Annotated in this window: 28 protein-coding genes; 3 read left to right on the top strand and 25 right to left on the bottom strand. The window is 72.5% G+C overall.

Annotation, left to right across the window (positions count from 1 at the left end):
* Positions 1-38: 38 nt before the first annotated feature.
* From IFT45_RS11635 to infC, 8 genes are all read right to left on the bottom strand, one after another.
* The gene (locus IFT45_RS11635) at positions 39-971 is read right to left on the bottom strand and encodes an amino acid ABC transporter permease (protein ID WP_192128294.1); all 933 of its coding nucleotides are present in this window, start codon (positions 969-971) and stop codon (positions 39-41) included.
* Complete coding sequence (locus IFT45_RS11640; protein WP_167261200.1) at positions 968-1636, bottom strand: amino acid ABC transporter permease; 669 nt, start codon at positions 1634-1636, stop codon at positions 968-970. Before IFT45_RS11640 ends, IFT45_RS11635 begins: the two co-directional genes overlap by 4 nt.
* A gap of 121 nt (positions 1637-1757) precedes the next feature.
* Complete coding sequence (locus IFT45_RS11645) at positions 1758-2630, bottom strand: glutamate ABC transporter substrate-binding protein (RefSeq protein WP_167259531.1); 873 nt, start codon at positions 2628-2630, stop codon at positions 1758-1760.
* A gap of 137 nt (positions 2631-2767) precedes the next feature.
* Complete coding sequence (locus tag IFT45_RS11650; protein ID WP_192128296.1) at positions 2768-3505, bottom strand: amino acid ABC transporter ATP-binding protein; 738 nt, start codon at positions 3503-3505, stop codon at positions 2768-2770.
* An 81-nt stretch (positions 3506-3586) separates the two neighbouring features.
* Entirely contained in the window at positions 3587-4411 is an 825-nt protein-coding gene (locus IFT45_RS11655; RefSeq protein ID WP_056056188.1) for an RNA methyltransferase, read from the bottom strand.
* 122 nt (positions 4412-4533) lie between these two features.
* On the bottom strand, positions 4534-4920 hold the full coding sequence (gene rplT / locus IFT45_RS11660; RefSeq protein WP_056056191.1) for a 50S ribosomal protein L20: 387 nt from the start codon (positions 4918-4920) through the stop codon (positions 4534-4536).
* Between the two features lie 30 nt (positions 4921-4950).
* On the bottom strand, positions 4951-5145 hold the full coding sequence (gene rpmI, locus IFT45_RS11665; RefSeq protein WP_056056193.1) for a 50S ribosomal protein L35: 195 nt from the start codon (positions 5143-5145) through the stop codon (positions 4951-4953).
* 3 nt (positions 5146-5148) lie between these two features.
* Entirely contained in the window at positions 5149-5805 is a 657-nt protein-coding gene (gene infC, locus IFT45_RS11670; RefSeq protein ID WP_235491231.1) for a translation initiation factor IF-3, read from the bottom strand.
* 253 nt (positions 5806-6058) lie between these two features.
* Between infC and IFT45_RS11675 the strand changes: the two genes are divergently transcribed.
* Positions 6059-6475 (top strand): DUF1844 domain-containing protein, encoded by a 417-nt coding sequence (locus IFT45_RS11675; protein ID WP_370543615.1) that lies wholly within the window; start codon positions 6059-6061, stop codon positions 6473-6475.
* On the opposite strand, the gene IFT45_RS11680 is transcribed toward IFT45_RS11675, so the two are convergent.
* The 6 genes from IFT45_RS11680 to IFT45_RS11705 all read right to left on the bottom strand — a co-directional run bounded on the left by IFT45_RS11680 (position 6472) and on the right by IFT45_RS11705 (position 11002).
* Positions 6472-7290, bottom strand: a complete 819-nt coding sequence (locus tag IFT45_RS11680) for an SseB family protein (RefSeq protein ID WP_192128298.1) — start codon at positions 7288-7290, stop codon at positions 6472-6474. The two genes, IFT45_RS11675 and IFT45_RS11680, sit on opposite strands and share 4 nt — an antisense overlap.
* 62 nt (positions 7291-7352) lie before the next feature.
* The gene (priA, locus tag IFT45_RS11685) at positions 7353-8099 is read right to left on the bottom strand and encodes a bifunctional 1-(5-phosphoribosyl)-5-((5-phosphoribosylamino)methylideneamino)imidazole-4-carboxamide isomerase/phosphoribosylanthranilate isomerase PriA (RefSeq protein WP_056056198.1); all 747 of its coding nucleotides are present in this window, start codon (positions 8097-8099) and stop codon (positions 7353-7355) included.
* Between the two features lie 130 nt (positions 8100-8229).
* Positions 8230-8865, bottom strand: coding sequence for an imidazole glycerol phosphate synthase subunit HisH (hisH, locus tag IFT45_RS11690; RefSeq protein ID WP_056056200.1), 636 nt, complete (start codon positions 8863-8865; stop codon positions 8230-8232).
* Positions 8862-9476 (bottom strand): imidazoleglycerol-phosphate dehydratase HisB, encoded by a 615-nt coding sequence (hisB, locus tag IFT45_RS11695; RefSeq protein WP_185232950.1) that lies wholly within the window; start codon positions 9474-9476, stop codon positions 8862-8864. Before hisB ends, hisH begins: the two co-directional genes overlap by 4 nt.
* Positions 9473-10558 (bottom strand): histidinol-phosphate transaminase, encoded by a 1086-nt coding sequence (locus tag IFT45_RS11700; RefSeq protein ID WP_192128300.1) that lies wholly within the window; start codon positions 10556-10558, stop codon positions 9473-9475. The genes hisB and IFT45_RS11700 overlap by 4 nt, the downstream gene beginning before the upstream one ends.
* 63 nt (positions 10559-10621) lie before the next feature.
* The gene (locus tag IFT45_RS11705; protein WP_192045946.1) at positions 10622-11002 is read right to left on the bottom strand and encodes a hypothetical protein; all 381 of its coding nucleotides are present in this window, start codon (positions 11000-11002) and stop codon (positions 10622-10624) included.
* 252 nt (positions 11003-11254) lie between these two features.
* Between IFT45_RS11705 and lexA the strand changes: the two genes are divergently transcribed.
* Positions 11255-11941, top strand: a complete 687-nt coding sequence (lexA, locus tag IFT45_RS11710) for a transcriptional repressor LexA (RefSeq protein ID WP_056056206.1) — start codon at positions 11255-11257, stop codon at positions 11939-11941.
* A 123-nt stretch (positions 11942-12064) separates the two neighbouring features.
* Here lexA and hflX read toward each other — a convergent pair whose 3' ends face one another.
* Positions 12065-13612, bottom strand: a complete 1548-nt coding sequence (gene hflX / locus IFT45_RS11715; protein WP_192128302.1) for a GTPase HflX — start codon at positions 13610-13612, stop codon at positions 12065-12067.
* An 82-nt stretch (positions 13613-13694) separates the two neighbouring features.
* Between hflX and IFT45_RS11720 the strand changes: the two genes are divergently transcribed.
* A complete protein-coding gene (locus tag IFT45_RS11720; protein WP_056056210.1) occupies positions 13695-14303 on the top strand; it encodes a class I SAM-dependent methyltransferase in 609 nt (202 codons plus the stop codon).
* A 44-nt stretch (positions 14304-14347) separates the two neighbouring features.
* Here the strand turns inward: IFT45_RS11720 and dapF are convergent, their stop codons facing one another.
* The 10 genes from dapF to IFT45_RS11770 form a co-directional block, all read right to left on the bottom strand.
* A complete protein-coding gene (gene dapF / locus IFT45_RS11725) occupies positions 14348-15232 on the bottom strand; it encodes a diaminopimelate epimerase (RefSeq protein ID WP_192128304.1) in 885 nt (294 codons plus the stop codon).
* A complete protein-coding gene (gene miaA / locus IFT45_RS11730) occupies positions 15229-16140 on the bottom strand; it encodes a tRNA (adenosine(37)-N6)-dimethylallyltransferase MiaA (protein ID WP_192128306.1) in 912 nt (303 codons plus the stop codon). The genes dapF and miaA overlap by 4 nt, the downstream gene beginning before the upstream one ends.
* A gap of 1 nt (position 16141) precedes the next feature.
* Positions 16142-17716, bottom strand: a complete 1575-nt coding sequence (gene miaB / locus IFT45_RS11735) for a tRNA (N6-isopentenyl adenosine(37)-C2)-methylthiotransferase MiaB (RefSeq protein WP_192128309.1) — start codon at positions 17714-17716, stop codon at positions 16142-16144.
* 37 nt (positions 17717-17753) lie between these two features.
* Complete coding sequence (locus tag IFT45_RS11740; protein ID WP_192128310.1) at positions 17754-18830, bottom strand: regulatory protein RecX; 1077 nt, start codon at positions 18828-18830, stop codon at positions 17754-17756.
* Entirely contained in the window at positions 18827-19888 is a 1062-nt protein-coding gene (gene recA / locus IFT45_RS11745; RefSeq protein WP_056058750.1) for a recombinase RecA, read from the bottom strand. The genes IFT45_RS11740 and recA overlap by 4 nt, the downstream gene beginning before the upstream one ends.
* Before the next feature lie 293 nt (positions 19889-20181).
* Entirely contained in the window at positions 20182-20406 is a 225-nt protein-coding gene (locus IFT45_RS11750; RefSeq protein ID WP_056056219.1) for a DUF3046 domain-containing protein, read from the bottom strand.
* Between the two features lie 93 nt (positions 20407-20499).
* Positions 20500-20808 carry a helix-turn-helix domain-containing protein gene (locus tag IFT45_RS11755; protein WP_055794896.1) on the bottom strand — a complete coding sequence of 103 codons (309 nt, stop codon included), beginning with the start codon at positions 20806-20808 and terminating at the stop codon, positions 20500-20502.
* 143 nt (positions 20809-20951) lie between these two features.
* Entirely contained in the window at positions 20952-21443 is a 492-nt protein-coding gene (locus IFT45_RS11760) for a CinA family protein (protein ID WP_056058753.1), read from the bottom strand.
* Entirely contained in the window at positions 21443-22087 is a 645-nt protein-coding gene (pgsA, locus tag IFT45_RS11765) for a CDP-diacylglycerol--glycerol-3-phosphate 3-phosphatidyltransferase (protein WP_056056221.1), read from the bottom strand. Before pgsA ends, IFT45_RS11760 begins: the two co-directional genes overlap by 1 nt.
* 3 nt (positions 22088-22090) lie before the next feature.
* Positions 22091-24937, bottom strand: a complete 2847-nt coding sequence (locus tag IFT45_RS11770) for a DNA translocase FtsK (RefSeq protein ID WP_192128312.1) — start codon at positions 24935-24937, stop codon at positions 22091-22093.
* Between the last annotated feature and the right edge of the window lie 35 nt (positions 24938-24972).

A 24972-nucleotide genomic window follows, 5' to 3' on the forward strand; every position in this document is an offset into this window, starting at 1 on the left:
GCGCGGGTCGACGGCCTGGGGAGGGGCGGGCGACCGGGTCAGACGGAGGCGCCCGTGGTGGCGTCCGTCTCGACGCGCCCGGGTCGGGCCAGGATGCCCGGCCCCCCGAGCCCGCCGCCCCTGCCGGCCCGACCGGCGCGGCGGAGCACGCCGTCGCGGCCCGTGCGGCGGTCCACGATGCGGACGACCCACGAGAACAGGAGGTTCGTGGCCAGGTACACCACGAGCACCACCGCGAAGAGCGTGAACGTGTAGGTGCTGCCGTAGTAGGTGCCGAGACGGGTGAGGCCCCCACGGGTCAGCTCGACGTACCCGACGATGTACCCGAGGGACGTGTCCTTCAGGAGGACGACCAGCTGGGCGAGGATGATCGGCAGCATCTGGCGGAACGCCTGCGGGAACTCGATCAGGAACCTCGTGGCGGTGGGCGTCAGGCCCAGGGCGAGGCCCGCCTCCTTCTGGCCCTTGGGCAGCGACGCGACGCCGGCGCGGAGGGCCTCGCCGATGAGGGCGCCGTTGTAGACGGCCAGCGCCGCCACCACGGCCCAGAAGGCCCCGGTCGAGAAGACCAGCAGGATGAACAGCATCATCAGCAGCACGGGCATGCCGCGGAAGAACTCGAGCACGACCGTCGTCGGGACCCGGACGAAGCGGGAGCGCGCCGTGCGGAGGAACGAGAAGACGACGCCGACGACCACCGCGAGCACCGAGGCGACCGCCGCGGCCTGGATCGTCGCGAGCCAGCCCCGGAAGATGGCCCGCCACAGGGCCAGGTCGGAGAGGATGTCCCACCGCGACGGGTCGAGCACCCCCGGCGTCACGGCGCCGTTGGCGCTGACGCGGGGGCGGCCCAGGAGGTAGACGAGCCACGCGACGAGAGCGAGCACGAGCACCACGCCGACGACGGAGATGATGCGCGAGGTGCGGCGGGCCTTCGGGCCGGGCGCGTCGTAGAGGACGGTGGTGCTCATCGGAGGACTGCGACCTTCTGCTCGACGACGGCGGCGACGCGGCCGAGCGTGACGGTGATGACGAGGTAGAACACGGCGACGGCCAGCAGCACGGTGACGACGGCGTCACCGCGGTCGTTGGCGATGTAGCGGCCGGCGGCGAAGAGCTCGCTGACGAAGAAGGCCCCGGCGACGGAGGTGTTCTTCGTGAGGGCGATGAAGACGTTGATCAGCGGCGGCAGCACCATGCGGACCGCCTGCGGCAGGATGACGTGCCCCAGCGTCTGGCCGAACCCCAGGCCGATGCTGCGGGCCGCCTCCGCCTGCCCGACCGGGACGCCGTTGACGCCGGAGCGGATCGCCTCGGCCACGAAGGGCGAGGTGTAGGCCGTGAGGCCGATGACGGCGAGCGGGAAGTACGTGCCGAAGTCGACGCCGAGGTACGGCAGCACGAACGCGCAGAAGAAGAGCACCAGCGTGAGAGGCGTGTTCCGCAGCGCCTCGGTGTACGCCGTCGCGAAGACGCGGAACGACGAGACCGGGGAGATGCGCATGGCGGCGACGACGAAGCCGATCACCAGCGCCCCGACCCCGGAGAGCACGAGCAGCTGCAGCGTCGTGACGAAGCCGCCCCAGAAGCGGGGCCAGTTGTCGGTCACGGCGTCGAAGCCGGGGATGACGTCCAAGGGGTTCACGGGGGTGTCTCCAGGTCAGGGGCGACCGCGCGGGTCGAGCGGTCGTGCAGGGGCGCCGGGGAGGCGCGGGCGGGCACCGCGGGCGACGAGCGTCGCGGTGCCCGCCGGGCCGTCAGTAGCGGTCGATCGACGGCGGGGTCGGCGTGGGCAGGACCTTGCCGGCCGTCTTCTCCCACAGCTCGTCCCAGGTGCCGTCGTCCTCGGCGTCCTGGAGCGTGTCGTTGACGAACTCGCGGAAGTCGGTGTCGTCGAGCGCGAGGCCGATGCCGTAGGGCTCCTCGGTGAAGGGCTCGTTGACGACCTCGAACTCGCCCTCGTTCTGGTCGGCGAGGCCGGCCAGGATGACGTTGTCGGTGGTCACGGCGGCGACCGCGCCCGAGCGCAGCGGCTCGAGGCAGTTCGAGTAGGTGTCGGTCGCGATGACGTCGGTCGCGGCCGCGACGTAGGGGGCGATGTTCTTCTCGCTGGTCGAGCCGCTCACGGTGCAGACCTTCTTGCCCATGAGGTCGTCGACCGAGCTGATGCCCTCGGGGTTGCCCTCGAGCACGAGGAGGTCCTGGCCGGCCTGGTAGTACGGCCCGGCGAACGAGACGACCTCCTTGCGGGCGTCGTTGATCGTGTAGGTCGCGATGACGAGGTCGACCTGGCCGTTCTGGATGAACGGCTCGCGGTTCGCGGAGACCGTCTCGACCCAGTTGATCTTCTCGGGCTGGATGCCGAGCTTCGCGGCGATGAGCTTGCCCATCTCCGCGTCGAAGCCCTGGGGCACGCCGTCGGGGTCGGCGAGGCCGAAGAGGGGCTGGTCGAACTTCGTGCCGATGGTGATCTCGCCGGCGTCGGCCAGCTTCGCCATCGTGCTGCCCTCCGCGAAGTCGGCGGGCGTCTCGACGTCGACGGCCGGGGCCGACGAGTCGGTGCAGGCCGTCAGGCCGAGCACCATCGCGGCGGCTGCGGCAGCGGTGACGATTCCCTTGCTGAGTCGCATTCTGTTCTCCTTGCTGGGGGACCCGGTCGACGGTCGTCGCCCGGAAGTCTCGAGGGGGTGCTCCCCCGCGGTGCGGGGGGCGGGCCGGAGTCGCGGTGCCGGTCGGCCTCGTGGGCCCCGGCTCCGCGAGCGGGCCGTCAGTGCGTGAGGATCTTCGAGAGGAAGTCGCGGGCGCGCTCGGACTTCGGCGCGGTGAAGAACTCCTCCGGCGTGGCCTCCTCGACGATCTGGCCCTCGGCCATGAACACGACGCGGTCGGCAGCCTTGCGGGCGAAGCCCATCTCGTGGGTGACGACGATCATCGTCATTCCGTCGGCCGCGAGCTGCACCATGACGTCGAGCACCTCGGTGATCATCTCGGGGTCGAGGGCGCTCGTCGGTTCGTCCAGCAGCATCACCTTCGGGTCCATGGCGAGGGCACGGGCGATGGCCACGCGCTGCTGCTGGCCGCCGGAGAGCTGCGAGGGCATCTTCTCGGCCTGGTCGGCCACGCCGACACGGTCGAGGAGCTCCATCGCGCGCTTCCGCGCCTCGGCCTTCGACCGACGGCGGACCTTGACCTGGCCGAGCATGACGTTCTCGACGACGGTCTTGTGCGCGAACAGGTTGAAGCTCTGGAACACCATGCCCACGTCGGCCCGCAGCTTGGCCAGCGCGGCGCCCTCCTCGGGCAGCCGGGTGCCGTCGATGCTGATGACGCCGTCGTCGATCGTCTCGAGGCGGTTGATCGCCCGGCAGAGCGTCGACTTGCCCGAGCCGCTCGGCCCGATGACGACGACGACCTCGCCGCGGCCCACCGTCGTCGTGACGTCCTCAAGGACGTGAAGCTCTCCGAAGTGCTTGTTGACGTGGTCGACCACGACGAGGGGATCCATGGAGCCACACAAACAGACACCCGGAGGGGGGTCAAATTCACGGCGGATTCGTAACAGAACCGAAATGCGTCGTACGACGGCTCAGCTGCGCTGGGCGAAGGCGCTCTCGTACAGGCAGACGGAGGCGGCGGTGCTGAGGTTCATGGACTCCGCCTGCCCGTAGATGGGCACGACCACGGCCCGGTCGGCGAGGGCGAGGTCGGCGTCGGTGAGGCCCCGGGCCTCGTTGCCGAAGAGCCAGGCGGTCGGGGCGCCGAGCAGGCCCTCCTGCCGGGCCTCGAGCAGGTCGTCGCCCTTGACGTCGGCGGCGAGCACCTGGACGCCGGCCTCCGCGCAGCGCGCGACGACGGACGCGAGATCGCCGCCCAGCGCCACGGGCACGTGGAAGAGCGACCCGGTCGTCGCCCGGACGACCTTGGGGTTGTAGAGGTCGACGCTGCGGCCCGTCATCACGACGGCGTCGGCGCCAGCCGAGTCGGCGGCCCGGATGATCGTGCCGGCGTTGCCCGGGTCGCGCACCTCCTCGAGGATGGCGATCAGACGGGGCCCGCCCTCCCCCGTGTCGGCGAAGACGTCCTTGACGCTGACCGGGAACTGCTTGCACACCGCGACGACGCCCTGCGGCGTCACGGTGTCGGCCATGACGTCGAGGACGGCCTCCGTGACGAACTCCGCCTCCAGGCCCGCCGCCTCCGCGGCCTCGCCCAGGGCGGGGTGACGCTCGAGCGCGGTGGGCGTGACGAACAGCTCCACGAGCAGCTCCGGTCGCCACGCCAGGGCTTCGGAGACCGCCTGGGGGCCCTCGAGCAGGAAGAGGCCGGTGTCGGTGCGGGCGTCGCGCTTGGCGAGCTTCGCCACCGCTCGGACTCGGGGCGAACGGGGGTTGTCGAGGAGGGGGCTGCGCACGCCACCACTGTGCCACACGACCCGGCCGGTGACGGCGGCGGCGCCGCCGCGCCGCGGACGCGGGAGAGGCCCCGACAGCGGTGCTGTCGGGGCCTCTCGGGCGGTGCAGGTGACGCGGTGGATCAGGCGGCGGCCTTGGGGGCCGACGTGTCGGCGGGCAGCGCGGCCTTGGCCGTGGCGACGATCGACGCGAAGGTGGCGGGCTCGTTGACGGCCAGCTCGGCGAGGATGCGGCGGTCGACCTCGATGCCGGCCAGGGCGAGGCCCTGGATGAGGCGGTTGTAGGTCAGGCCGTTCGCGCGCGACGCGGCGTTGATGCGCTGGATCCACAGGCGACGGAACTCGCCCTTGCGAGCACGACGGTCACGGTACGAGTAGACGAGCGAGTGGGTGACCTGCTCCTTGGCCTTGCGGTACAGGCGCGAACGCTGACCGCGGTAGCCCTCGGCGCGTTCGAGGACGACGCGACGCTTCTTGGCGGCGTTGACCGCTCTCTTGACTCTTGCCATTTTCTTGTTCCTCTACGTTCGTGTCAGCGGTCAGTGACCGAGAAGCTTCTTGGCGACCTTGGCGTCGGCGGGGGCGAGCACCTGGTCCTTGTTCAGGCGAGCCTTGCGCTTGGCGCTCTTCACCTCGAGGTTGTGGCGCATGCCGGCCTGCTGCTTCATGATCTTGCCGGAACCGGTGACCTTGAAGCGCTTCTTGGCGCCGGAGTGGGTCTTCTGCTTGGGCATCTCTTACTTGCTCTCTTCTGTGGGCGCGGCCGGTGCGTCGGCCGGCGCCTCGTCGGACGTCGGGTGCTTCGGGCCCTTGGCGGCGACCTTGCGGGCCTCCGCCTCGGCCTTGGCCTCGGACTTGTTCTTGTGCGGACCGATCACCATCACCATGTTGCGGCCGTCGATGGTGGGCGTCGACTCGACGCTGCCGAGCTCGGCGACGTCCTCCGCGAAGCGCTGCAGGAGGCGGACGCCCTGGTCGGGACGCGACTGCTCGCGACCGCGGAACAGGATCATGGCCTTGACCTTGTCGCCGCCCTGGAGGAAGCCCTCGGCGCGCTTGCGCTTGGTCTCGTAGTCGTGCTTGTCGATCTTCAGGCGGAAACGGACCTCTTTGAGGATCGTGTTCGCCTGGTTGCGACGCGCCTCCTTCGCCTTCTGCGCAGCCTCGTACTTGAACTTCCCGTGATCCATGATCTTGGCCACGGGAGGCTTCGAGTTGGGGGCCACCTCGACGAGGTCGAGCTCGGCCTCGGCGGCGAGCCGCAGGGCCATGGCGATGGGGACGACACCGATCTGTTCTCCGGCGGGGCCGACGAGTCGGACCTCCGGGACGCGGATGCGGTCGTTCGTACGGGGATCGCTGATGCGGAACTCCTCTGTTGATGCTTCCGACACCACCGCGTCGGTGACGCGGCGGGGAAAGAGGAGGTTCGTGGCCCCTGCACCTCACGGCGCGACAGGACCACTGCACCCTGGCTGCCTGTCTCCGACCTGAGCCACCTGCAGGGCAGGTGAGCTTCGGACGGACACCGACGGGGTGCCAACAACCCGGTAACCTCGTGTAACGGTCGAGCGCGGGTGGGAGAATCTCCACTTTCGCACGGAGCAGACGCTCCGAGCCTTGACGACTTTAGCAGAGGATCAGTTCGTGAGCCACTCCCCCCGAGACACCGCCGCCGCCTCCGACGACGCGCACACCCACCGCTTCGCCGACGACACCGCCCCGTCGGCGACGGGCGGCGCCGACGACGCCGTGCGCGACATCGCCGAGGTCAACGCCGTCGAGGTCATCAACACCGTCGCCGTCCACCTGATGAGCGCCGCCGCCGTCAAGGTCGGCCTGGCCGACGACCCCCAGGCGCAGACCGACCTCGACGAGGCCCGCAAGCTGATCACCTCGCTCGCGGGGCTCGTCACGGCCAGCGCGCCCGAGATCGGCGACCAGCACGCCCGGGCCCTCCGGGACGGGCTCCGGTCGCTGCAGCTCGCCTTCCGCGAGGCGAGCGCGATCCCCGACGCGGTGGGCGCCGGCCCCGGCGAGAAGCTCACCGGCCCGGTCAACTAGGGCCGGGCCAGCCCGTCGGGCCGGGCCGGGCCGCCGGGCTGGGCCGGCCCCCCGGCGGCGGCGGGGACGACCTTCACGGCCATGCCGTCGACCCGCTCCGCGATGACGGCGTGGGCCGACCAGGCCGCCTGCAGGCGCCCGAGGAGGGCACCGAGCTGCTCCTGGTCGAGGCCCGGCCGCACCCCGAGCTGCACGACGAGCTCGGGCGGGCCGAGCCGCGCCGACCGGTAGCCGGGCGCGACCGCCAGCGTGACCAGCGCCTCCTCGGAGGCCGACGCCGCCAGGAACGCCCGGAGCACGTCCGGGTCCCGGTGGCTGGGCAGCCAGCGCCCGTCCTGCGCGACGGCCCACAGGGCCGGCCGCCGCAGGCCGAACTCGGTCGCCGAGCCGGGGTCGAGCACGAGCCGGTCGGTGGACTCGGCCGCCGCGGCCAGGGCGATGCGCCGGGCGTCGGCGGGCACGGGGCGCGCCGTCGCGTCCCAGGCCCGCAGCGTGTCCACCGACGTGAACGCCGGCAGCACGTCGCGGCCGTCCGGGCCCGCGACCGTGACGATCGACAGCTCCTGCGTCTTGTCGACGACGACGCCGTGCTCATTCAGCCCTTCCTCGCCGGCGACCGCGACGAGTGGGATCAGCAACCGGGCGGGGCGGAGGGCGTCCACCACCGCCACCTCGTCGGCCTCCCCCGCGTGGAACCGCGTGAGGGCCTCGAGGAGGCGCGGGTCGGCCGAGCCGTCGTCACCCGCGTAGGCCGTGTCGTGGTGCTGGAAGGTGCGGCCCGCCCACGGGCGGCCGGCGCTGTCGACCGGGGGCACGGGACGCCCGTCGTGGTCGTTGCGCCCCGCGTGCGCCGCGCCGTGGCCAGGAGCCTCCGACGTCACGCCGAGGCGACGTCGAGCGCGGCGCCGAGCGTGAACGCACCCGAGTACAGGGCCTTGCCGACGATGGCGCCCTCGACCCCCCGGGGCACGAGCTCGCGGAGGGCCGCGATGTCGTCGAGGCTCGAGATGCCGCCGCTCGCGATGACGGGCTTCTCCGTGCGCTCCGTCACCTGCTTCAGCAGCTCGACGTTCGGGCCCTGGAGCGTGCCGTCCTTCGTGACGTCGGTGACGACGTAGCGCGCACAGCCGGCGTCCTCGAGGCGGGCGAGGACGGTCCAGAGGTCGCCGCCCTCCTGCGTCCAGCCCCGCGCGGCCAGCGTCGTGCCTCGCACGTCGAGGCCCACGGCGACGGCCTCGCCGTACTCCGCGATGACGTGCGCGGCCCACTCGGGGTTCTCGAGCGCCGCGGTGCCGAGGTTGATGCGCTTGACGCCGGTGCTCAGGGCGTCGTCGAGCGAGCGGTCGTCACGGATGCCGCCGCTGAGCTCGACGTTGATGCCCTTCACCTGGCGGATGACCTTCTTGATGATCGACCGGTTGTCGCCGCGCCCGAACGCCGCGTCGAGGTCGACGAGGTGCAGCCACTCGGCGCCCTGCTCCTTCCAGTCGTCCGCCGCGGCCACCGGGTCGCCGTAGCCGGTCTCGGTGCCGGCCTCGCCCTGGGTCAGGCGGACGGCCTGGCCACCGGCGACGTCGACGGCCGGGAAGAGGGTCAGGCCGGGGGTGGTGCAGAACTCGCTCATGCTGTCTCCCTCGCGGCGTGGCCGCGGGATCGTGCCCCCGTCGCGTCGGGACGACGCGCCTCTCGGGGCGGGGTCGGGGTGGAGGCGGCGGCCGGCCGGGCGGTCGGGCCCGGCCGCCCGTCGCGCCGGGTCAGAGGGTGCCGAGCCAGTTCGACAGGAGGCGGATGCCGGGCTGCCCCGACTTCTCGGGGTGGAACTGGGTCGCCCAGAGCGGGCCGTTCTCGACGGCCGCGACGAACCGGCCGCCGTGGTCTGCCCACGTGACGTGCGGCTCGGGGAACGGGCGGATCACGTCGAGCGTCCACTCCTGCGCGGCGAACGAGTGCACGAAGTAGAAGCGCTCGTCGCGGACCCCGTCGAAGAGGACGCTGCCCTCGGGGGCGTCGACGGTGTTCCACCCCATGTGCGGGAGCACGTCGGCCTTGAGCTCGTCGACGACGCCCGGCCACTCGCCGAGCCCGCCCGTGGTCGTGCCGCGCTCGACGCCGCCCTCGAAGAAGACCTGCATGCCGACGCAGATGCCCATCACGGGGCGACCGCCGGCGAGGCGTCGGTCGATCAGCTCGCCGCCGCCCACCGACTCGAGCTGGCTCATGACGGCCCCGAAGGCCCCGACGCCGGGCACGAAGAGGCCGTCGGCCGACTGCACGCGACCTCGGTCGCGGGTCAGCTCGACGTCGGCGCCCGCGAGCTCGAGCGCCTTGACGGCCGAGTGCACGTTGCCGCTGCCGTAGTCGAGCACGGCGACGGTCGGCCGCGCCGTCACAGCGAGCCCTTCGTCGAGGGCACGCCCGAGACCCGGGGGTCGGGCTCGACGGCCTGGCGGAGCGCTCGTGCGAAGGCCTTGAACTCGGCCTCGGCGATGTGGTGCGGGTCGCGCCCGCCCAGCACGCGGACGTGCACGGTGATGCCGGCGTGCACGGTGATGGCCTCGAAGACGTGGCGCACGAGCGAACCGGTGAAGTGCCCGCCGATGAGGTGGTGCTCGAAGCCCGCGGGTTCGCCGGTGTGGACGAGGTAGGGGCGACCCGAGACGTCGACGACCGCCTGGACGAGGGCCTCGTCGAGCGGCACGAGCGCGTCGCCGTAGCGCGAGATGCCCGACTTGTCGCCGAGGGCCTCGCGCAGCGCGGTGCCGAACGTGATGCCGATGTCCTCCACCGTGTGGTGCGCGTCGATGTGCGTGTCACCGGTGGCGGTCACGTCGAGGTCGATCAGCGAGTGCTTCGAGAGCGCGGTGAGCATGTGGTCGAAGAACGGCACCGACGACGAGATGGTCGACCGCCCCGTGCCGTCGAGGTCGAGCGAGAGGGCGACGCTCGACTCGCTCGTCGATCGGGTCAGGGAGGCGGTGCGGGAGGCGCGCTGATCGGTCACGAGGAGAGCCTAATGTCGCGGAGGGCGTCGAGGAACGCGGTGGTCTCGGCCTCGGTGCCGGCGCTCACGCGGAGGTGGCCGGGGATGCCCAGGTCGCGCACGATGATGCCACGCTCGAGGAGCCGCTCGAAGACGTCGGACGGGTCGCCGACGCCGCCGAACAGGACGAAGTTCGACCAGGTCGGCCACGGCTCGTAGCCCATCGCGGCCAGCTCGCGGACGATGCGGTCGCGCTGGCCCCGGATGTCGTCGACCATGGCGAGCATCTCGTCGGCGTGACGGAGGGCCGCGACGGCGGCGGCCTGCGTCAACGAAGAGAGGTGGTACGGGAGGCGGACGAGACGGAGCGCGTCGGCCACGGCCGGGTGCGCGGCCAGGTACCCGACGCGGGCCCCGGCGAAGGCGAAGGCCTTGCTCATCGTGCGCGAGACGACGAGGCGCGGACGCCCCTCGAGGAGGGTCAACGCCGTCGGCTGCCCGGGCGGCATGAACTCGGCGTAGGCCTCGTCGACGAAGACGATGCCGTCGGTCGCGTCGTAGGCCGCCTCGACCGTGGCGAGGTCGAGGGGCGTGCCGGTGGGGTTGTTGGGGCCGCAGAAGAAGACGATGTCGGGGCGGACGCGCTCGATCTCGGCGACGGCGGTCTCGGGCGAGATGCCGAAGCCCTCGTCGCGGCGACCCTCGACCCAGGTGCTGCCGGTGCCGACGGTGATGATCGAGTGCATCGAGTACGTGGGCGGGAACCCGAGGACGGAACGACCGGGGCCGCCGAACGCCTGGAGCAGCTGCTGGATGACCTCGTTCGAGCCGTTCGCCGCCCAGATCTGCTCAGGCGTGACGCCGTGCCCGAGATAGGCCGCCAGCGCCTCGCGCAGGGCCGTGAACTCACGATCGGGGTAGCGGTTGACCTCGTGCAGCGCCTCGGCGATCGACGCGACGATGTCGCGGGCCACGTCGGCGGGCACGGGATGCGTGTTCTCGTTGACGTTGAGGGCGACGGGCACCTTCTTCTGGGGTGCGCCGTACGGGGTCAGGCCGCGGAGGTCGTCGCGGAGGGGCAGGTCGTCGAGACTGAAGGACACCCCTCCATGGTAGGCGCGAGGCGCGCCCCGACCGTCACCGGGACGACGGCCGCTGCCGACGGGTCAGTCGGAGTACTTCGTCGGGACGGCGAGGGTCTGCCCCGCGCTGACCTCGGCGCTGCCGAGGGCGTTCAGCCGGACGATGTCGCTGACGACGTCGCGCGGGTCTTTCGTGGGGGCGATCTCGTGGGCGACCTGCCAGAGCGTCTCGCCGCCCTCGACCGTGACGTGCTCGAACGCCACGGCGGCCGAGCTGTCGGAGGCCTGCGCCCCGGGGCCGGCGAGCAGGACGCCGCCGACGATGCCCGCCACGCCCAGCGCGACGGTGGCGGCCACGACGCGACGCCCGCGGCGCGTGATGCGGAGACGGGTGCGGACGGGGGCGGCGGCGGGGGTGCCGTCGATGCTGGGGGCGATGCTGATGCTGCTGATGATGGCGCTCATGGGGTGGGTCCTTTCACCGCGAGAGAAGACTGCGAATTCGTGCCCGGCACTCGGCCGGGAATGCCGGACACGAAGACGTGTTCCGAACATACATTCGATCCGTGGTCGATTCAACCCCTCATCCCCCTCCGACGCCCTCCGGATCTGCGACACACTCGAACAGGTGTGTGGCTGGGGCGTCGTCATCGGATACGGTTTCGATCGATGGTGGGAGTCAAACAGCGACCACCGACATCCGACGTCAGGAGACAGATGAGCGACCCGCAGCGCGCGAGCGCGGCCGTGACGGCCCCCTCCCGCAAGGCACTGACGGCGAAGCAGGAGTCGATCCTGGCGGCCATCCAGGCGAGCATCGCCCAGAGCGGCTACCCGCCGAGCATGCGCGAGATCGGCGACGCGGTCGGCCTCCGCTCGCTGTCGAGCGTCACGCACCAGCTCAACCAGCTCGAGCTCGCCGGCCGCATCCGCCGCGACCCGAACCGGCCCCGCGCCCTCGAGGTGCTCGCCGACGAGTCGGCCCCCTCCGCTCCCGTCACCACCATCCTCACCAGCAGCGACGACGGCGACACCGCCCACGTGCCCATGGTCGGCCGGATCGCCGCCGGCGTGCCCATCACCGCCGAGCAGCAGGTGGAGGACGTCATGCCCCTGCCCCGCCAGCTCGTGGGCAAGGGCGACCTCTTCATGCTGCGCGTCGTCGGCGACTCCATGGTCGACGCCGCCATCTGCGACGGCGACTGGGTCGTCGTCCGCCAGCAGCAGAGCGCGGAGAACGGCGACATCGTCGCCGCGATGCTCGACGACGAGGCGACCGTCAAGGTCTTCCGCCAGCGCGACGGCCACACCTGGCTGCTCCCCCGCAACAGCGCCTTCGAGCCGATCCTGGGCGACCACGCCCAGATCGTCGGCAAGGTCGTGGCGGTGCTGCGCTCGGTGTAGCGGGCTGGGTCGCGGCGGCCTCGACGGCACGACCCGCGACTCCTGCACCACCGTCGACCACGACGACGAAGGCCCCCTGCCGAGACGGCAGGGGGCCTTCGTGCTGTGGCGGAGGGCTGGCGCTCAGCGCCGGGCGACCGCCGGCTGCACGAACGGTGCCAGGGCGGCCACGTCGCTCGGGTACACCCGGGCGTGGAGGCGCGTGCCGGCCTCCTCGTAGTCGGTCGAGACGACGCGGCCCGCGTCGTGCAGATGCGCCACGACCTCTCCGCGGTCGTACGGCACGAGCAGGTCGACCTCGACCTCGGGCTCCGGCAGGAGGCCGGCGACGCGGTCGAGCAGCTCGTCGACGCCCTCGCCCGTCCGGGCGGAGACGAAGACCGCCGAGGGCTCGAGGCCCTGCAGCACGAGCCGCTGGTCGGCGTCGACGAGGTCGGCCTTGTTGAAGACGACAACCTCGGCGACGTCGTGGCCGTCGACCTCGGAGATCACCTGGCGCACGGTCGCCAGCTGCGCGGCCGGGTCGGGGTGCGAGCCGTCGACCACGTGCACGATGACGTCGCTCGCGGCGACCTCCTCGAGGGTCGACCGGAACGCCTCGACGAGCTGGTGCGGCAGGTTGCGCACGAAGCCGACCGTGTCGACGTACGTGAACGGGCGGCCGTCGGGCGTCGTGCTCTTGCGCACGGTCGCGTCGAGGGTCGCGAACAGGGCGTTCTCGACCAGGACGCCCGCGCTCGTCAGGCGGTTCAGCAGGCTGCTCTTGCCGGCGTTCGTGTAGCCCGCGATCGCGACGGAGGGCACCTCGTTGCGGTCGCGGTTCCTGCGCTTGGCGTCGCGCGCCGGCTTCATCTCCTTGATCTGGCGACGGAGGCGCGCCATGCGCGTGTGGATGCGGCGACGGTCCAGCTCGATCTTCGTCTCACCGGGGCCACGGCTGCCCATGCCGGCACCAGCGCCGCCGACCTGGCCACCGGCCTGGCGCGACATCGACTCGCCCCAGCCACGGAGGCGGGGCAGCAGGTACTCGAGCTGCGCGAGCTCGACCTGCGCCTTGCCCTCGCGGCTCTTGGCGTGCTGGCTGAAGATGTCGAGGATCACCGCGGTGCGGTCGATGACCTTGACCTTCACGACGTCCTCGAGGGCGCGTCGCTGGCTGGGCGCGAGCTCGGTGTCGGCGATGACCGTGTCGGCGCCGAGCGCGGCGACGGTCTGCCGGAGCTCCTCCGCCTTGCCCTTGCCGAGGTACGTGCTGGGGTCGGGGTTCGGACGCCGCTGCAGGAGGCCGTCGAGCACGACCGCACCGGCGGTCTCGGCCAGGGCGGCGAGCTCTCGCAGGGAGTTCTCGGCGTCGCCGAGCGACCCCTGCGACCAGACGCCGATCAGCACGACGTTCTCGAGCCGCAGCTGGCGGTACTCGACCTCGGTGACGTCCTCGAGCTCGGTCGACAGGCCGCCCACGCGCCGGAGCGCGGCGCGGTCGTCACGGTCGAGCTGCTCGCCGTCGGAGCCGGCGTCGGCCAGGGAGCGGGTCTGGATCGCCTGCGCGGGCGAGAAGACGGTGTACGCGGAGGAGCGGGCCGCCGCGCGCTCCAGTACCCGGGCGACGACGTCGTCGGGCAGCTGGTCGCCCTGCTCGGCGTCGAGCGGGGTGGAGGGAGTGTCTGTCATCGGTGTGATCGTAGCCCTTTCGTCAGGCAGGTCGCAGGGCGCCCGGACGGGCGGGCCCTGCATCTTCGGTAGGTTGTGGGTCATGTCGAGCGAGCACTACTTCTCCCCGAACCCGGAGAGCGAGCTGCGTCGTCGCACGATCACGGCGACCCTCGCGGGCCGTGAGCTCTCGATCACGACGGCCGCGGGCGTCTTCAGCCCCGGCCGGGTCGACCCCGGCACGTCGGTGCTGCTGGCCGGCACCCCGGCGCCGCCCCCGGTGGGCGACCTCCTCGACGTCGGGTGCGGATGGGGGCCCGTCACCCTGAGCCTCGCGCTGATGTCACCCGACGCGACGGTGTGGGCCGTCGACGTGAACGAGAGGGTCCTGCAGCTCGTGCGCGAGAACGCCCGGGCCGCCGGCCTCCACAACGTCAACGCCGTCACCCCGGACGATGTTCCCGACGACGTCCGCTTCGCGACCATCTGGTCGAACCCGCCCATCCGCGTCGGCAAAGCCGACCTGCACGGCATCCTCGAGCGCTGGCTCCCCCGGCTCGAGGAGGGGGCCGACGCCTGGCTCGTCGTGCAGAAGAACCTCGGCGCGGACTCCCTGCAGCGCTGGATCGGCGAGACCATGGGCGACGTCGTCGACGTGCACCGCGCCTCCACCAGCAAGGGGTACCGCATCCTCCGCGCCACCCGCAGCTGACCCCGGGGAGGCGCGGGTCGGCCCCCGCGAGGGAGCGCCGCGCCTCAGAGGGTCAGGGCGCCGCTGTAGACCAGCTCGGCCGGCCCGCTCAGCGAGACGTGCTCGCCGTCGGGGTGCTCCGTGACGCGGACGCCGACCACGCCGCCCGGCACCGTGACGAGCCAGGACGCCGGGGCGCCCGTGCCCGCCCAGTGGCGGGTCGCGAGGGCCGCGGCCGCCGCGCCGGTGCCGCAGGAGAGCGTCTCGCCGCTGCCGCGCTCGTGGACGCGCATGCGGATGCGGCCGACGCCGTCGACGACCAGAGGGTCGGAGGGGACGACGAACTCGACGTTGGCGCCGTCGCTCGGCACGGGGTCGAGCATCGGCGCGTAGCCGAGGTCGACCGCGTCGAGCTCGGCGTCGCCGGCCAGCGCGACGACGACGTGGGGGTTGCCCACGGAGAGCGAGAGGCCGGGGCGCGCGGCGTGCAGCTCGCGGGCGCGCACGGTCGGCTCGGCGTCGTCGAGGCGCCAGGCCCCGAGGTCGACGCGGAAGCCGTCGACGGACCGCTCGACCCAGCGGACCCCGGCGCGGGTGCCGATCGCGAGGCGCTCGCCCTCGGCGAGCTCGACGAGGCCGCGCTCGAGCAGGTAGCGCACGTAGACGCGGATGCCGTTGCCGCACATCTCGGCGACGCTGCCGTCGGCGTTGTGGTAGTCCATGAACCACTCGGGGGAACCGGCGCCGTCGCCGACGAAGGGCGCGGCGCCGCCGGGCAGCGACGTCGTCTTCACGGCCCGGATGACGCCGTCGCCGCCCACGCCGAAGTGGCGGTCGGTCAGCGCCCGGATCGTCACGGGGTCGAGGTCGACCTCGGCGTCGGCATCGGTGAACAACACGAAGTCGTTGCCGGTGCCCTGGCCCTTGGTGAACTGCAGGGTGGTGGTCACCCGAGGAGTCTAGCGACGGCCCGCTCGACGGCCCCGGCCTCCCCCGTCTCCGACCAGTCGACGTCGGGCAGGCGGCGGAACCAGCTGACCTGGCGGCGGGCGTAGCGACGCGTGAGGGCCTGCGTGGTCTCCACCGCCTCCTGCTGGTCGACCTCGCCCCGCAGCTGCGCCGCCGCCTGCGCGTAGCCGATCGCCCGGCGGGCGGTGACGCCCCGGTCGAGGCCGAGCGTCGTGAGGTGCGCGACCTCGTCGAGGAGCCCGCCCGCCCACATGGCGTCGACGCGCTCGTCGAGCCGCTGCACGAGGACGGAGCGCTCCTCGCGGAGGCCGACCACGTGGGAGTCGCGCCACCGGGGCGCCTCGTCGGGCAGGGAGGCGGAGAACGGCTCCCCCGTGATCTCCCCCACCTCGAGCGCCCGCACGAGCCGTCGGGCGTTGTGCGGGCCGATGGACTCGGCCGCGCGGGGGTCGGTCTCGCGGAGCAGCGCGTGGAGCGCCCGCGGCCCCCCGCTCTCGCCCAGCGCCTCGAACCGCGCCCGCACGACCGGGTCGGTGCCGGGGAAGCGGTAGTCGTAGAGCACGCTCGAGACGTACAGCCCGGAGCCGCCCACCAGGAGGGGCACGGCGCCGCGGGCCAGGACGGCGCCGACGGCCGCGCGCGCCTCCTTCTGGTACCACTCGACGCTCGCCTCGTCCGTCACGTCGAGGACGTCGAGGAGGTGGTGCGGCACTCCCCGGCGCTCGGCCGGGGGCAGCTTCGCCGTGCCGACGTCCATGCCGCGGTACAGCTGCATCGCGTCGGCGTTGACGACCTCCGCCGCCGCCCCGCGGGCGGCGAGGGCCTCGGCGAGGTCGAGGGAGAACGCGGACTTCCCCGTGCCGGTCGAGCCGACGATCGCGACCAGCACGTCAGCGGAGGTCGTCGGTCGTGCTGTAGATCGGCGTCGTCGCGACCCGGAGCGTCGGGAGGCCCAGCGACACGCGCGGCGCGGCGGTCGTGCCGGAGGCGCCCCCCACGGTCGCGGGGACACCGCAGGACGCCGCCTGGGCGCGGTCCCACGCGTCGCCCGCCCGCGTGCGGCGGAGGCTCCAGGGGCGGCCGGGGCCCGCGTCGGCGATCAGGTAGAACGGCGCAGCGTCGGTGACCTGCACCGAGACGACGTCGCCGGGACGCGGGACCTCGGCGCCTCGCGGCACCTCGACGTGCACGAGGCGGCTGTCTTCGGCGCGGCCGGAGAGCCGGTGCGTCGCCGCGTCCTTCCGGCCCTCGCCGGCGGCGACCATGACCTGGACGAGCCGCCCGACCTGGGCACGGTTCTCCGCGGCGGAGATGGAGTCCTGGAGGGCGACGAGACGCTCGTAGCGCTCCTGCACGACGGCCTTCGGCAGCTGGTCGGGCATCTCGCCGGCCGGGGTGCCGGGCCGCACCGAGTACTGGAAGGTGAAGGCGGACGCGAACCGCGCCTCCTCGACGACCCGGAGGGTCTCGGCGAAGTCGGCCTCGGTCTCGCCGGGGAAGCCCACGATGATGTCGGTGCTGATCGCCGCGTGCGGCATCGCGGCACGGACGCGGTCGAGGATGCCCAGGAACTTCTCGCTGCGGTAGCTCCGTCGCATGGCGCGCAGCACCCGGTCGGAGCCGGACTGGAGGGGCATGTGGAGCTGCGGCATGACGGTGGGCGTCTCGGCCATCGCCTCGATGACGTCGTCGGTGAACGACGCCGGGTGCGGGCTCGTGAACCTCACGCGCTCGAGGCCCTCGACCTGGCCCACCGCCCGCAGCAGCTTCGAGAAGGCGAGCCGGTCACCGAACTCGACGCCGTAGCTGTTGACGTTCTGGCCGAGGAGGGTCACCTCGATCACACCGTCGTCGACGAGCGACCCGACCTCGGCGAGGACGTCGCCGGGGCGCCGGTCACGCTCCTTGCCCCGCAGGGACGGGACGATGCAGAAGGTGCAGGTGTTGTTGCAGCCGACCGAGATGCTCACCCAGCCGCTGTGCGTGGACTCGCGCTTGGTCGGCAGGGTCGACGGGAAGACCTCGAGCGACTCCAGGATCTCGACCTGCGCCTCGTCGTTGTGCCGCGCGCGCTCGAGCAGGGCCGGGAGGGAGCCCGTGTTGTGGGTCCCGAAGACCACGTCGACCCAGGGCGCGGCCTCGAGGACGGCCGCGCGGTCCTTCTGGGCGAGGCAGCCGCCGACGGCGATCTGCATGCCGGCGTGCTTCCGCTTGACCCCGGCCAGCTGGCCGAGCGTGCCGTAGAGCTTCTTGTCGGCGTTCTCGCGAACCGCACAGGTGTTGATGACGACGACGTCGGCCTCCGCCCCCTCCGGGGCGGCGACGAGGCCGGACGCCTCGAGCGAGCCGCTCAGCCGCTCGGAGTCGTGGACGTTCATCTGGCAGCCGTAGGTGCGCACCTCGTAGGTGCGCGGACGGACCTCCGCCGGAGCGGCCGGGAGCGGGGCGGAGGTGACCGTCGTCATGGTGACCCAGTGTAGATCGGCGCCCCCGCCCCCTCGGTCACTCGAAGCGGACGCCGCCGCCCCGAGGGCTGCCACCGCGCGGCAGCACCTTCTCGATCGCACGTCGCACGACGTCGGAGCGGTAGCCGCGCCTCATCAGGTACCCGTTCAGGCGCCGCTCGGCGGTGGCGTGGTCGAGCCCGCGGAGGGACCCGACGCGCTTGCGGGCCCACTCGTCGGCCCGGGACTGCTCGTCGTCGTCGTCGATGTCGGCCAGGGCCTCCTCGACGACCGAGGCGTCGAGCCCGCGCTGCCGGAGCTCCGACGTCACGGCTCCCCGACCGAGCCCCTTGCGCTCCTGCTTGGAGCGGACGAGGTTCTCGGCGAGCTCGCGGTCGTTGAGCAGCCCGACGCCCTCCAGGCGAGCCACCTCGCCCAGCACGACCTCCTCGTCGAGGTCACGGCTGCGGAGCAACGTCGTCATCTCGGCGGAGGACACGCCGCGGCGCGACAGGGCGTGGAGGCTGACGTTCTCGGCACGTCGCCGCTGGGCGTCGAGGCCTTCGGGCTCGGGCTCCGGCTCCTGCTCGGTCGCGTCCGCGTCGGGAACGATCGTGGGCTCGACGGCGCGGAGCCGTGACCGGCTGCGGGGCGAGCTGGACGCCGGCGGCTCCTCCGCGGTCGGCTCCGGCGACGTCGGGGCCGACCAGTGGGCGCTGATCGCAGCCAGCCGTTCGGCCGTCTCGGCGACGGGACCACCGGGGGTCGACGCCGTGTCGCCCTCCCCGAGGCTCGCCTCGTCGACGGCGGGAGCGCCGTCGACAGCGTCGGGTCGGCCGGACCCCGAGCCCAGCGGGCCGGAGACCGCCCAGCCCGTCACGGGGTCGAGCTGCACGTCGCCGTCGGGGTCGAGGGCCGCGTCGCCGTCGTCAGCGTCGAGGGACTCCGTGGTGACCGGCTCGACGGGGGGCACGACGTCGAGACGACGTCGCGGGGCCGTGGCGTCGTCGGCGAGCGGCGCGGGAGGCGCGTCGCTGGACACGGGCCGACGGCCCGGCCCCGCACCCCGGACACCGAAGAGCGGTGTCACGGGGGCGAGGGCCGAGCCGTCGCCCTGCTCGTCGTCGTGCGTCATGCGCCCTTGCGAGCGGCGATCTTCGCCTCGATCGACTCGACCGGGGCCGCCGGGGCCGCAGCAGCGCCGACGCCGAGCTTCGCGAGGATCTTCTGCTCGATCTCGTCGGCGACGGGCGCGTTCTTGATCAGGAAGTTGCGCGAGTTCTCCTTGCCCTGACCGAGCTGGTCGCCCTCGTAGGTGTACCAGGCACCGGACTTGCGGACGATTCCGTGCTCGACGCCGAAGTCGATCAGGCTGCCCTCGCGCGAGATGCCGACGCCGTAGAGGATGTCGAACTCGGCCTGCTTGAAGGGCGGCGCCATCTTGTTCTTGACGACCTTGACCCGCGTCCGGTTGCCGACCGCGTCGGTGCCGTCTTTCAGGGTCTCGATGCGACGGATGTCGAGACGGACCGACGCGTAGAACTTGAGCGCCTTGCCGCCGGCGGTCGTCTCGGGGCTGCCGAAGAACACGCCGATCTTCTCGCGCAGCTGGTTGATGAAGATCATCGTCGTGCCGGTCTGGCTCAGGCCACCGGTCAGCTTGCGGAGGGCCTGCGACATCAGGCGGGCCTGGAGGCCGACGTGAGAGTCGCCCATCTCGCCCTCGATCTCGGCACGGGGCACGAGAGCGGCGACGGAGTCGATGACGATGAGGTCGATGGAGCCCGACCGCACGAGCATGTCGGCGATCTCGAGGGCCTGCTCACCGGTGTCGGGCTGCGACACGAGGAGGGCGTCGATGTCGACGCCGAGCTTCTTGGCGTACTCCGGGTCGAGCGCGTGCTCGGCGTCGATGAAGGCCGCGATGCCGCCGTTGCGCTGGGCGTTGGCGATCGCGTGCAGGGTCAGCGTCGTCTTGCCGGACGACTCGGGGCCGTAGATCTCGACGATGCGGCCACGGGGGATGCCCCCGATGCCGAGCGCGACGTCCAGCGCGATCGAGCCGGTGGGGATGACGGCGACGGGAGCGCGCTCGTCGCTGCCGAGGCGCATGACAGCACCCTTGCCGAACTGACGGTCGATCTGCGCGAGAGCGGTCTCGAGGGCCTTCTCGCGGTTCTCTGCTGAGGGCATGCTGTTCTCCTTCGGGGTGATGTCCGTGCGCCTGTAGGCTGTCGCGTCGCTGGGCACCGGTGGGGCAAGGAGCTCAGCGTGACGACAAGGCTGGTGGCCCCGACGCGGGTCGGGACCGGTGGAACGTCGATGCAGTGAACGCTACGAGCCACCACCGACACCGGTGGTGCCGGCGTGGTGGCCGGTGGAGAACACGAGGCTTCGACGCCCTGGGGAGGACGCTACACCGATCCGAACGGATGTTCGACAGGGGCACGCGGCGTGTCGAACGCTCCGACGACCGGCAGCGCGACTCAGCGTCGGGGCTCGGGCAGCCCGACGCCGTGCCTCCGGGCGACGGGGACGCCCTCGGCGGCGCAGAGCGCCAGCCAGACGTCGCGCGGGGGCACGCCCTGGGCCACGGCCTCGTCGGCGGTGCGGTCGCCGAGCTCGGCGATGACCAGGTCGCGGGTCACGACGCGGCCGTAGGCCTCCCCGAACTCGTCGGCGACGGCACGACTGAACTCGCTCTTGCGCATCGCTCGAGGGTACCCGCGACGCCCCTCGCCCCGCACACGACGAACGCCCCCGGCCTGGGCCGGGGGCGTTCGGGCGGCGTGGTGAGCGGGAGCTCAGCGCACCGCGAGGTCGGTGTCGAACTCGGCGACGAGGTCGTCGGGCAGCGTGTCGGGGATCGGGTTGAGGCCCTCGATGACCGCCATGCGGTCACCCACCTCGCGCATGATCACCGAGATGGGCGTCTCGAGCGCGTCAGCCACCGACGCGAGGATCTCGGAGCTGGCCTCTTTCTGACCACGCTCGACCTCGCTGAGGTACCCGAGCGCGACGCTAGCCTTGCTGGCGACCTGTCGGAGCGTCCGGCCCTTCTGCAGGCGGAAGTCGCGAAGGACGTCACCGATTTCTTGACGAACCAGAACCATGGGACCCTCCTCCGGATGGACGACCCACCAGACGGACGTCAGTGGTGGGCGGGTGTATCTGCGCGACGACCGTTGTCACTGTAACCACCACGATCTGTACGACGCTTGTGAACCCGGCAGTTGTAACGAGACCGAAACGCGGATCATTCCCGCGTGTCGTCGAGCCACTCAGCCAGCAGTGACAGGAGTTCGGAGACGGTGCCCGATCGGATGGCTCCGCGGTCGCCCCGGAGGTCGAGACGCCGTACCCGACTGTCGTCGGCGGTGGCCAGCGCGATGTAGACCGTGCCCGCGGGCAGGTCTCCCTGGGGGCCCGGCCCGGCCACGCCGGTCGTCGCGAGGCCGAGGGTGGCCGGCGCCCCGGCGACGGCGAGGCGCTCACGCACGCCCGCGGCCATGGCCGCCGCGACGTCGGGGTCCACGGGCCCCGTCGCGGCGAGCCGTGCAGCGTCGACGCCGAGGACGGTGTGCTTGAGCTCGGTCGCGTAGGCCACCACTCCCCCGTGCACGACGGCGGACGCCCCGGGCACCGAGACCAGCTCCGCCACGACGAGGCCGCCGGTCAGCGACTCCGCGACGGCGACGGTCTGGCCGCGACGCGCCAGCTCGGAGACGACCGACGACGCGTCGGCGATCACGCTCCGCGCCCGTGCTTCGCGGCGACGCGCAGGTAGTCGGCTCCGGAGACGAGGGTCGCCACGAGGGCGGCCGTCATGAGGACGCCGTTCACCCAGTGCATCCCCTCGCCGAACACGTTCCAGAGCGGGAAGAGGGCGAGCGTGACGGCCACGGCCTGGAGGACCGTCTTGAGCTTCCCCCCGCGGGAGGCCGGCACGACGCGGTCACGGATGACGATGAACCGGTAGACGGTGATCCCGACCTCGCGGAGCAGGATCAGGGCCGTCACCCACCACGGCAGCTCGCCGAGGATCGTCAGCGAGACGAGCGCCCCACCGATGAGGACCTTGTCGGCGATCGGATCGACGATCTTGCCGAAGTCGGTGACGAGGTCCAGCCCGCGGGCGAGGGCGCCGTCGAGGCTGTCGGTGAGGATCGCCACGACGAAGAGCACCGCCGCCGCGATGCGCAGCGGCCCGTCGGCACCGTCGTCGACGAGCAGCCACGCGATGAACAGCGGGGCCATGAGGATCCGCACCACCGTCACGACGTTCGCGATGTTGGCCGTGCTCGCGGGCCCCGGGCCCTTGCTCGCGAAGCGCCCTCGGAAGGGGAACGTCGCCGGTGCGGGGGACGCGCCTCCGCTGCGGTCGTCGGTCACGGGTCAGTCCCTCCCGGTCAGGCCCCAGGCGTCTTCCGACCCCTCGTCGCCGTCGACCTCGTCGTAGCCCCGCGTCATCTCGGCGACGGGGTCGTCGTCGTAGCCCGGTCGCGGGCTCGACCCGGAGGACAGGCCGGCGGGCGCGCCCGCCCCGTGCTCGTCGTCGCCGCCGCGCAGCTTCGCCAGCACCCCCGGGAGCTGCTCGGGAGTCACGAGCACGTCACGCGCCTTCGAGCCCTCGGAGGGACCGACGATGTCGCGCGACTCCATCAGGTCCATCAGGCGACCCGCCTTGGCGAAGCCGACCCGGAGCTTGCGCTGCAGCATCGACGTCGAGCCGAACTGCGTGCTGACGACGAGCTCGGCGGCCGCGAGCAGGAGCTCGAGGTCGTCGCCGATGTCGCCGTCGATCTCTTTCTTCTCGACCACCGCGGCCACGTCGGGCCGGTAGTCGGGGCGCGCCTGGCGCGTGACGTGCGCCACGACCTGGGCGATCTCGTCCTCCTGGACCCAGGCGCCCTGCACGCGCATCGCCTTGGAGGCGCCCATCGGCAGGAAGAGCCCGTCGCCCTGGCCGATGAGCTTGTCGGCGCCCGGCTGGTCGAGGATGACGCGCGAGTCGGTGACGCTCGACACCGCGAAGGCGAAGCGGGACGGCACGTTGGCCTTGATGAGGCCGGTCACGACGTCGACCGAGGGGCGCTGCGTGGCGAGCACGAGGTGGATGCCGGAGGCGCGGGCCAGCTGCGTGATGCGCACGATGCTGTCCTCGACGTCGCGGGGGGCGACCATCATCAGGTCGGCGAGCTCGTCGACGACCACGAGGAGGTACGGGTAGGGCTTGAGGGTGCGCGCGCTGCCCGCGGGCAGGACGAGCTCGCCCGCCACCACGGCGCGGTTGAAGTCGTCGATGTGACGGAAGCCGAAGCTGGCGAGGTCGTCGTACCTCATGTCCATCTCTTTGACGACCCACTGGAGCGCCTCGGCGGCCTTCTTGGGGTTGGTGATGATGGGGGTGATGAGGTGCGGCACGCCCGCGTAGATCGAGAGCTCGACGCGCTTCGGGTCGATCAGGACCATCCGGACGTCGGTCGGCTTGGCCCGCATCAGCAGCGACGTGATCATCGAGTTGACGAAGCTCGACTTGCCCGAGCCCGTGGCGCCCGCCACGAGCAGGTGCGGCATCTTGGCGAGGTTGGCGACGACGTAGCCGCCCTCGACGTCCTTGCCGACGCCGATCGTCATCGGGTGCACGCTCTTCGCGGCGGCGCCCGAGCGCAGCACGTCGCCCAGCGACACCGTCTCGCGGTCGGTGTTGGGGATCTCGACGCCGATCGCGCTCTTGCCGGGGATGGGCGAGAGGATGCGCACCTCGTTCGACGCGACCGCGTACGAGAGGTTCTTGCTGAGCGCGGTGACCTTCTCGACCTTCACGCCCGGGCCGAGCTCGATCTCGTAGCGGGTGACCGTCGGGCCACGGCTGAAGCCGACGACCCTGGCGTCGACCGAGAACTGCCGGAGCACCTCGGTGATCGAGCGCACGATCTCGTCGTTCGCCTCGCTGCGGGCCTTGGCGGGCGGGCCCACGGCCAGGGTGGAGGCGGCGGGCAGCCGGTAGGGAGCCTGCGGCGAGTCGTCGTCGACGTCGAGCGACGCGGGCGGCAGCTCGTCGTCGTCGGGCGCGAGGACCGCCGCGGCGACGTCGCTCTCGGCGAGGTCGGCGGGCGGCAGCGACGCGGGGACGCTCGGCAGCACGGTCGTCGCCGCGGTCGCGGAGTCGTCACGGACCGCCGCCGGGGCCGGCGCCGGGGTCGGGGCAGGGGGCACCTCGACGCCCCGGGCACGGACGGCCTCCTCGGCCCGGTCGAGCTCCTCGAGGAGACTGATGTCGAAGACGTCGGTGGCGCCCTCGTCGACGAAGCGGGGGGTCGTCGGCGCGGCCTCGACCGCCGCCGGCCCCGAGGCCCGGCGGTCGCGCCGGGACGGGCGGGCGGGGCGCTCCGGCGGCGCCTCGGTGAGGACGGGGGTGTCGTAGGCGGGGTCGTCCTCCCGACCGCTCTTGGTGCGTCGCCACCACGGGAGGCTCTCGGCGTCGTCGGTCGACCCGTCGGCGGCCTCGGCGGTGCCTGGCTCGGCGGCGGTCGCGCCGAACAGCCAGGCGTAGAGCTCGCCGAGGCGTCGACCGATGTGGTTCGGCGGGGTCTTGGTCGTGATGAGGACGGAGAAGACGAGGAGCACGACGACCACCGGGACGGCCACCCACTCGGTGGCCAGGGCGACCATCCAGGAGGCGACGAGCCAGCCGAGCACGCCGCCGCCGCCGGCGAGAGCCGGCAGGCCCTCCGCGGCCTGGGGCTGCCCGCCGAAGATGTGGCAGAGCGCGCTGATCGACACGATCATCAGGCCGAGGCCGATGCCCATCCGCGTGTTGTCGTGCACGGAAGCCGGGTGCCGGAAGAGCCAGCCCGCGAAGAGGACCATGATCACCGGCAGGGCGTAGGCGACCCGCCCGACCAACGCCCCGAACGTGTAGGCGTCGAGCGCCTGCGCGACGGGGCTCGTCGGGTTCAGCCACTCGACCGCCGCGCCGGCGACGGCGAGCAGCACGAGCAGGAACGGCACCCCGTCGCGGCGTTCGCTGGCGTCGAGCGCCTCGCGGCCGAGCAGGCGGAAGGCGCCGCCGGTGGCGTGCGCCAGGCCCATCCAGGCCCGGGAGACGACGCCGGGGCCCGGGTCGACCGCCGCGGGAGGGGGCGTCGGGAGCTTCTTGGTGGCAGCCGTCGCGCCGCGGGCGCCGGACGCGCGGGAGCCGGAGCGCGATCGCGGGGTCTGCTTGGTGGGCGTGGCCATGGGCTCGAGGGTACCGCCCGCCCCCGACGCGGGTC

Origin of the sequence: Frigoribacterium sp. CFBP 13707 (assembly GCF_014842245.1) — a bacterium.
Lineage (GTDB): Bacteria > Actinomycetota > Actinomycetes > Actinomycetales > Microbacteriaceae > Frigoribacterium > Frigoribacterium endophyticum.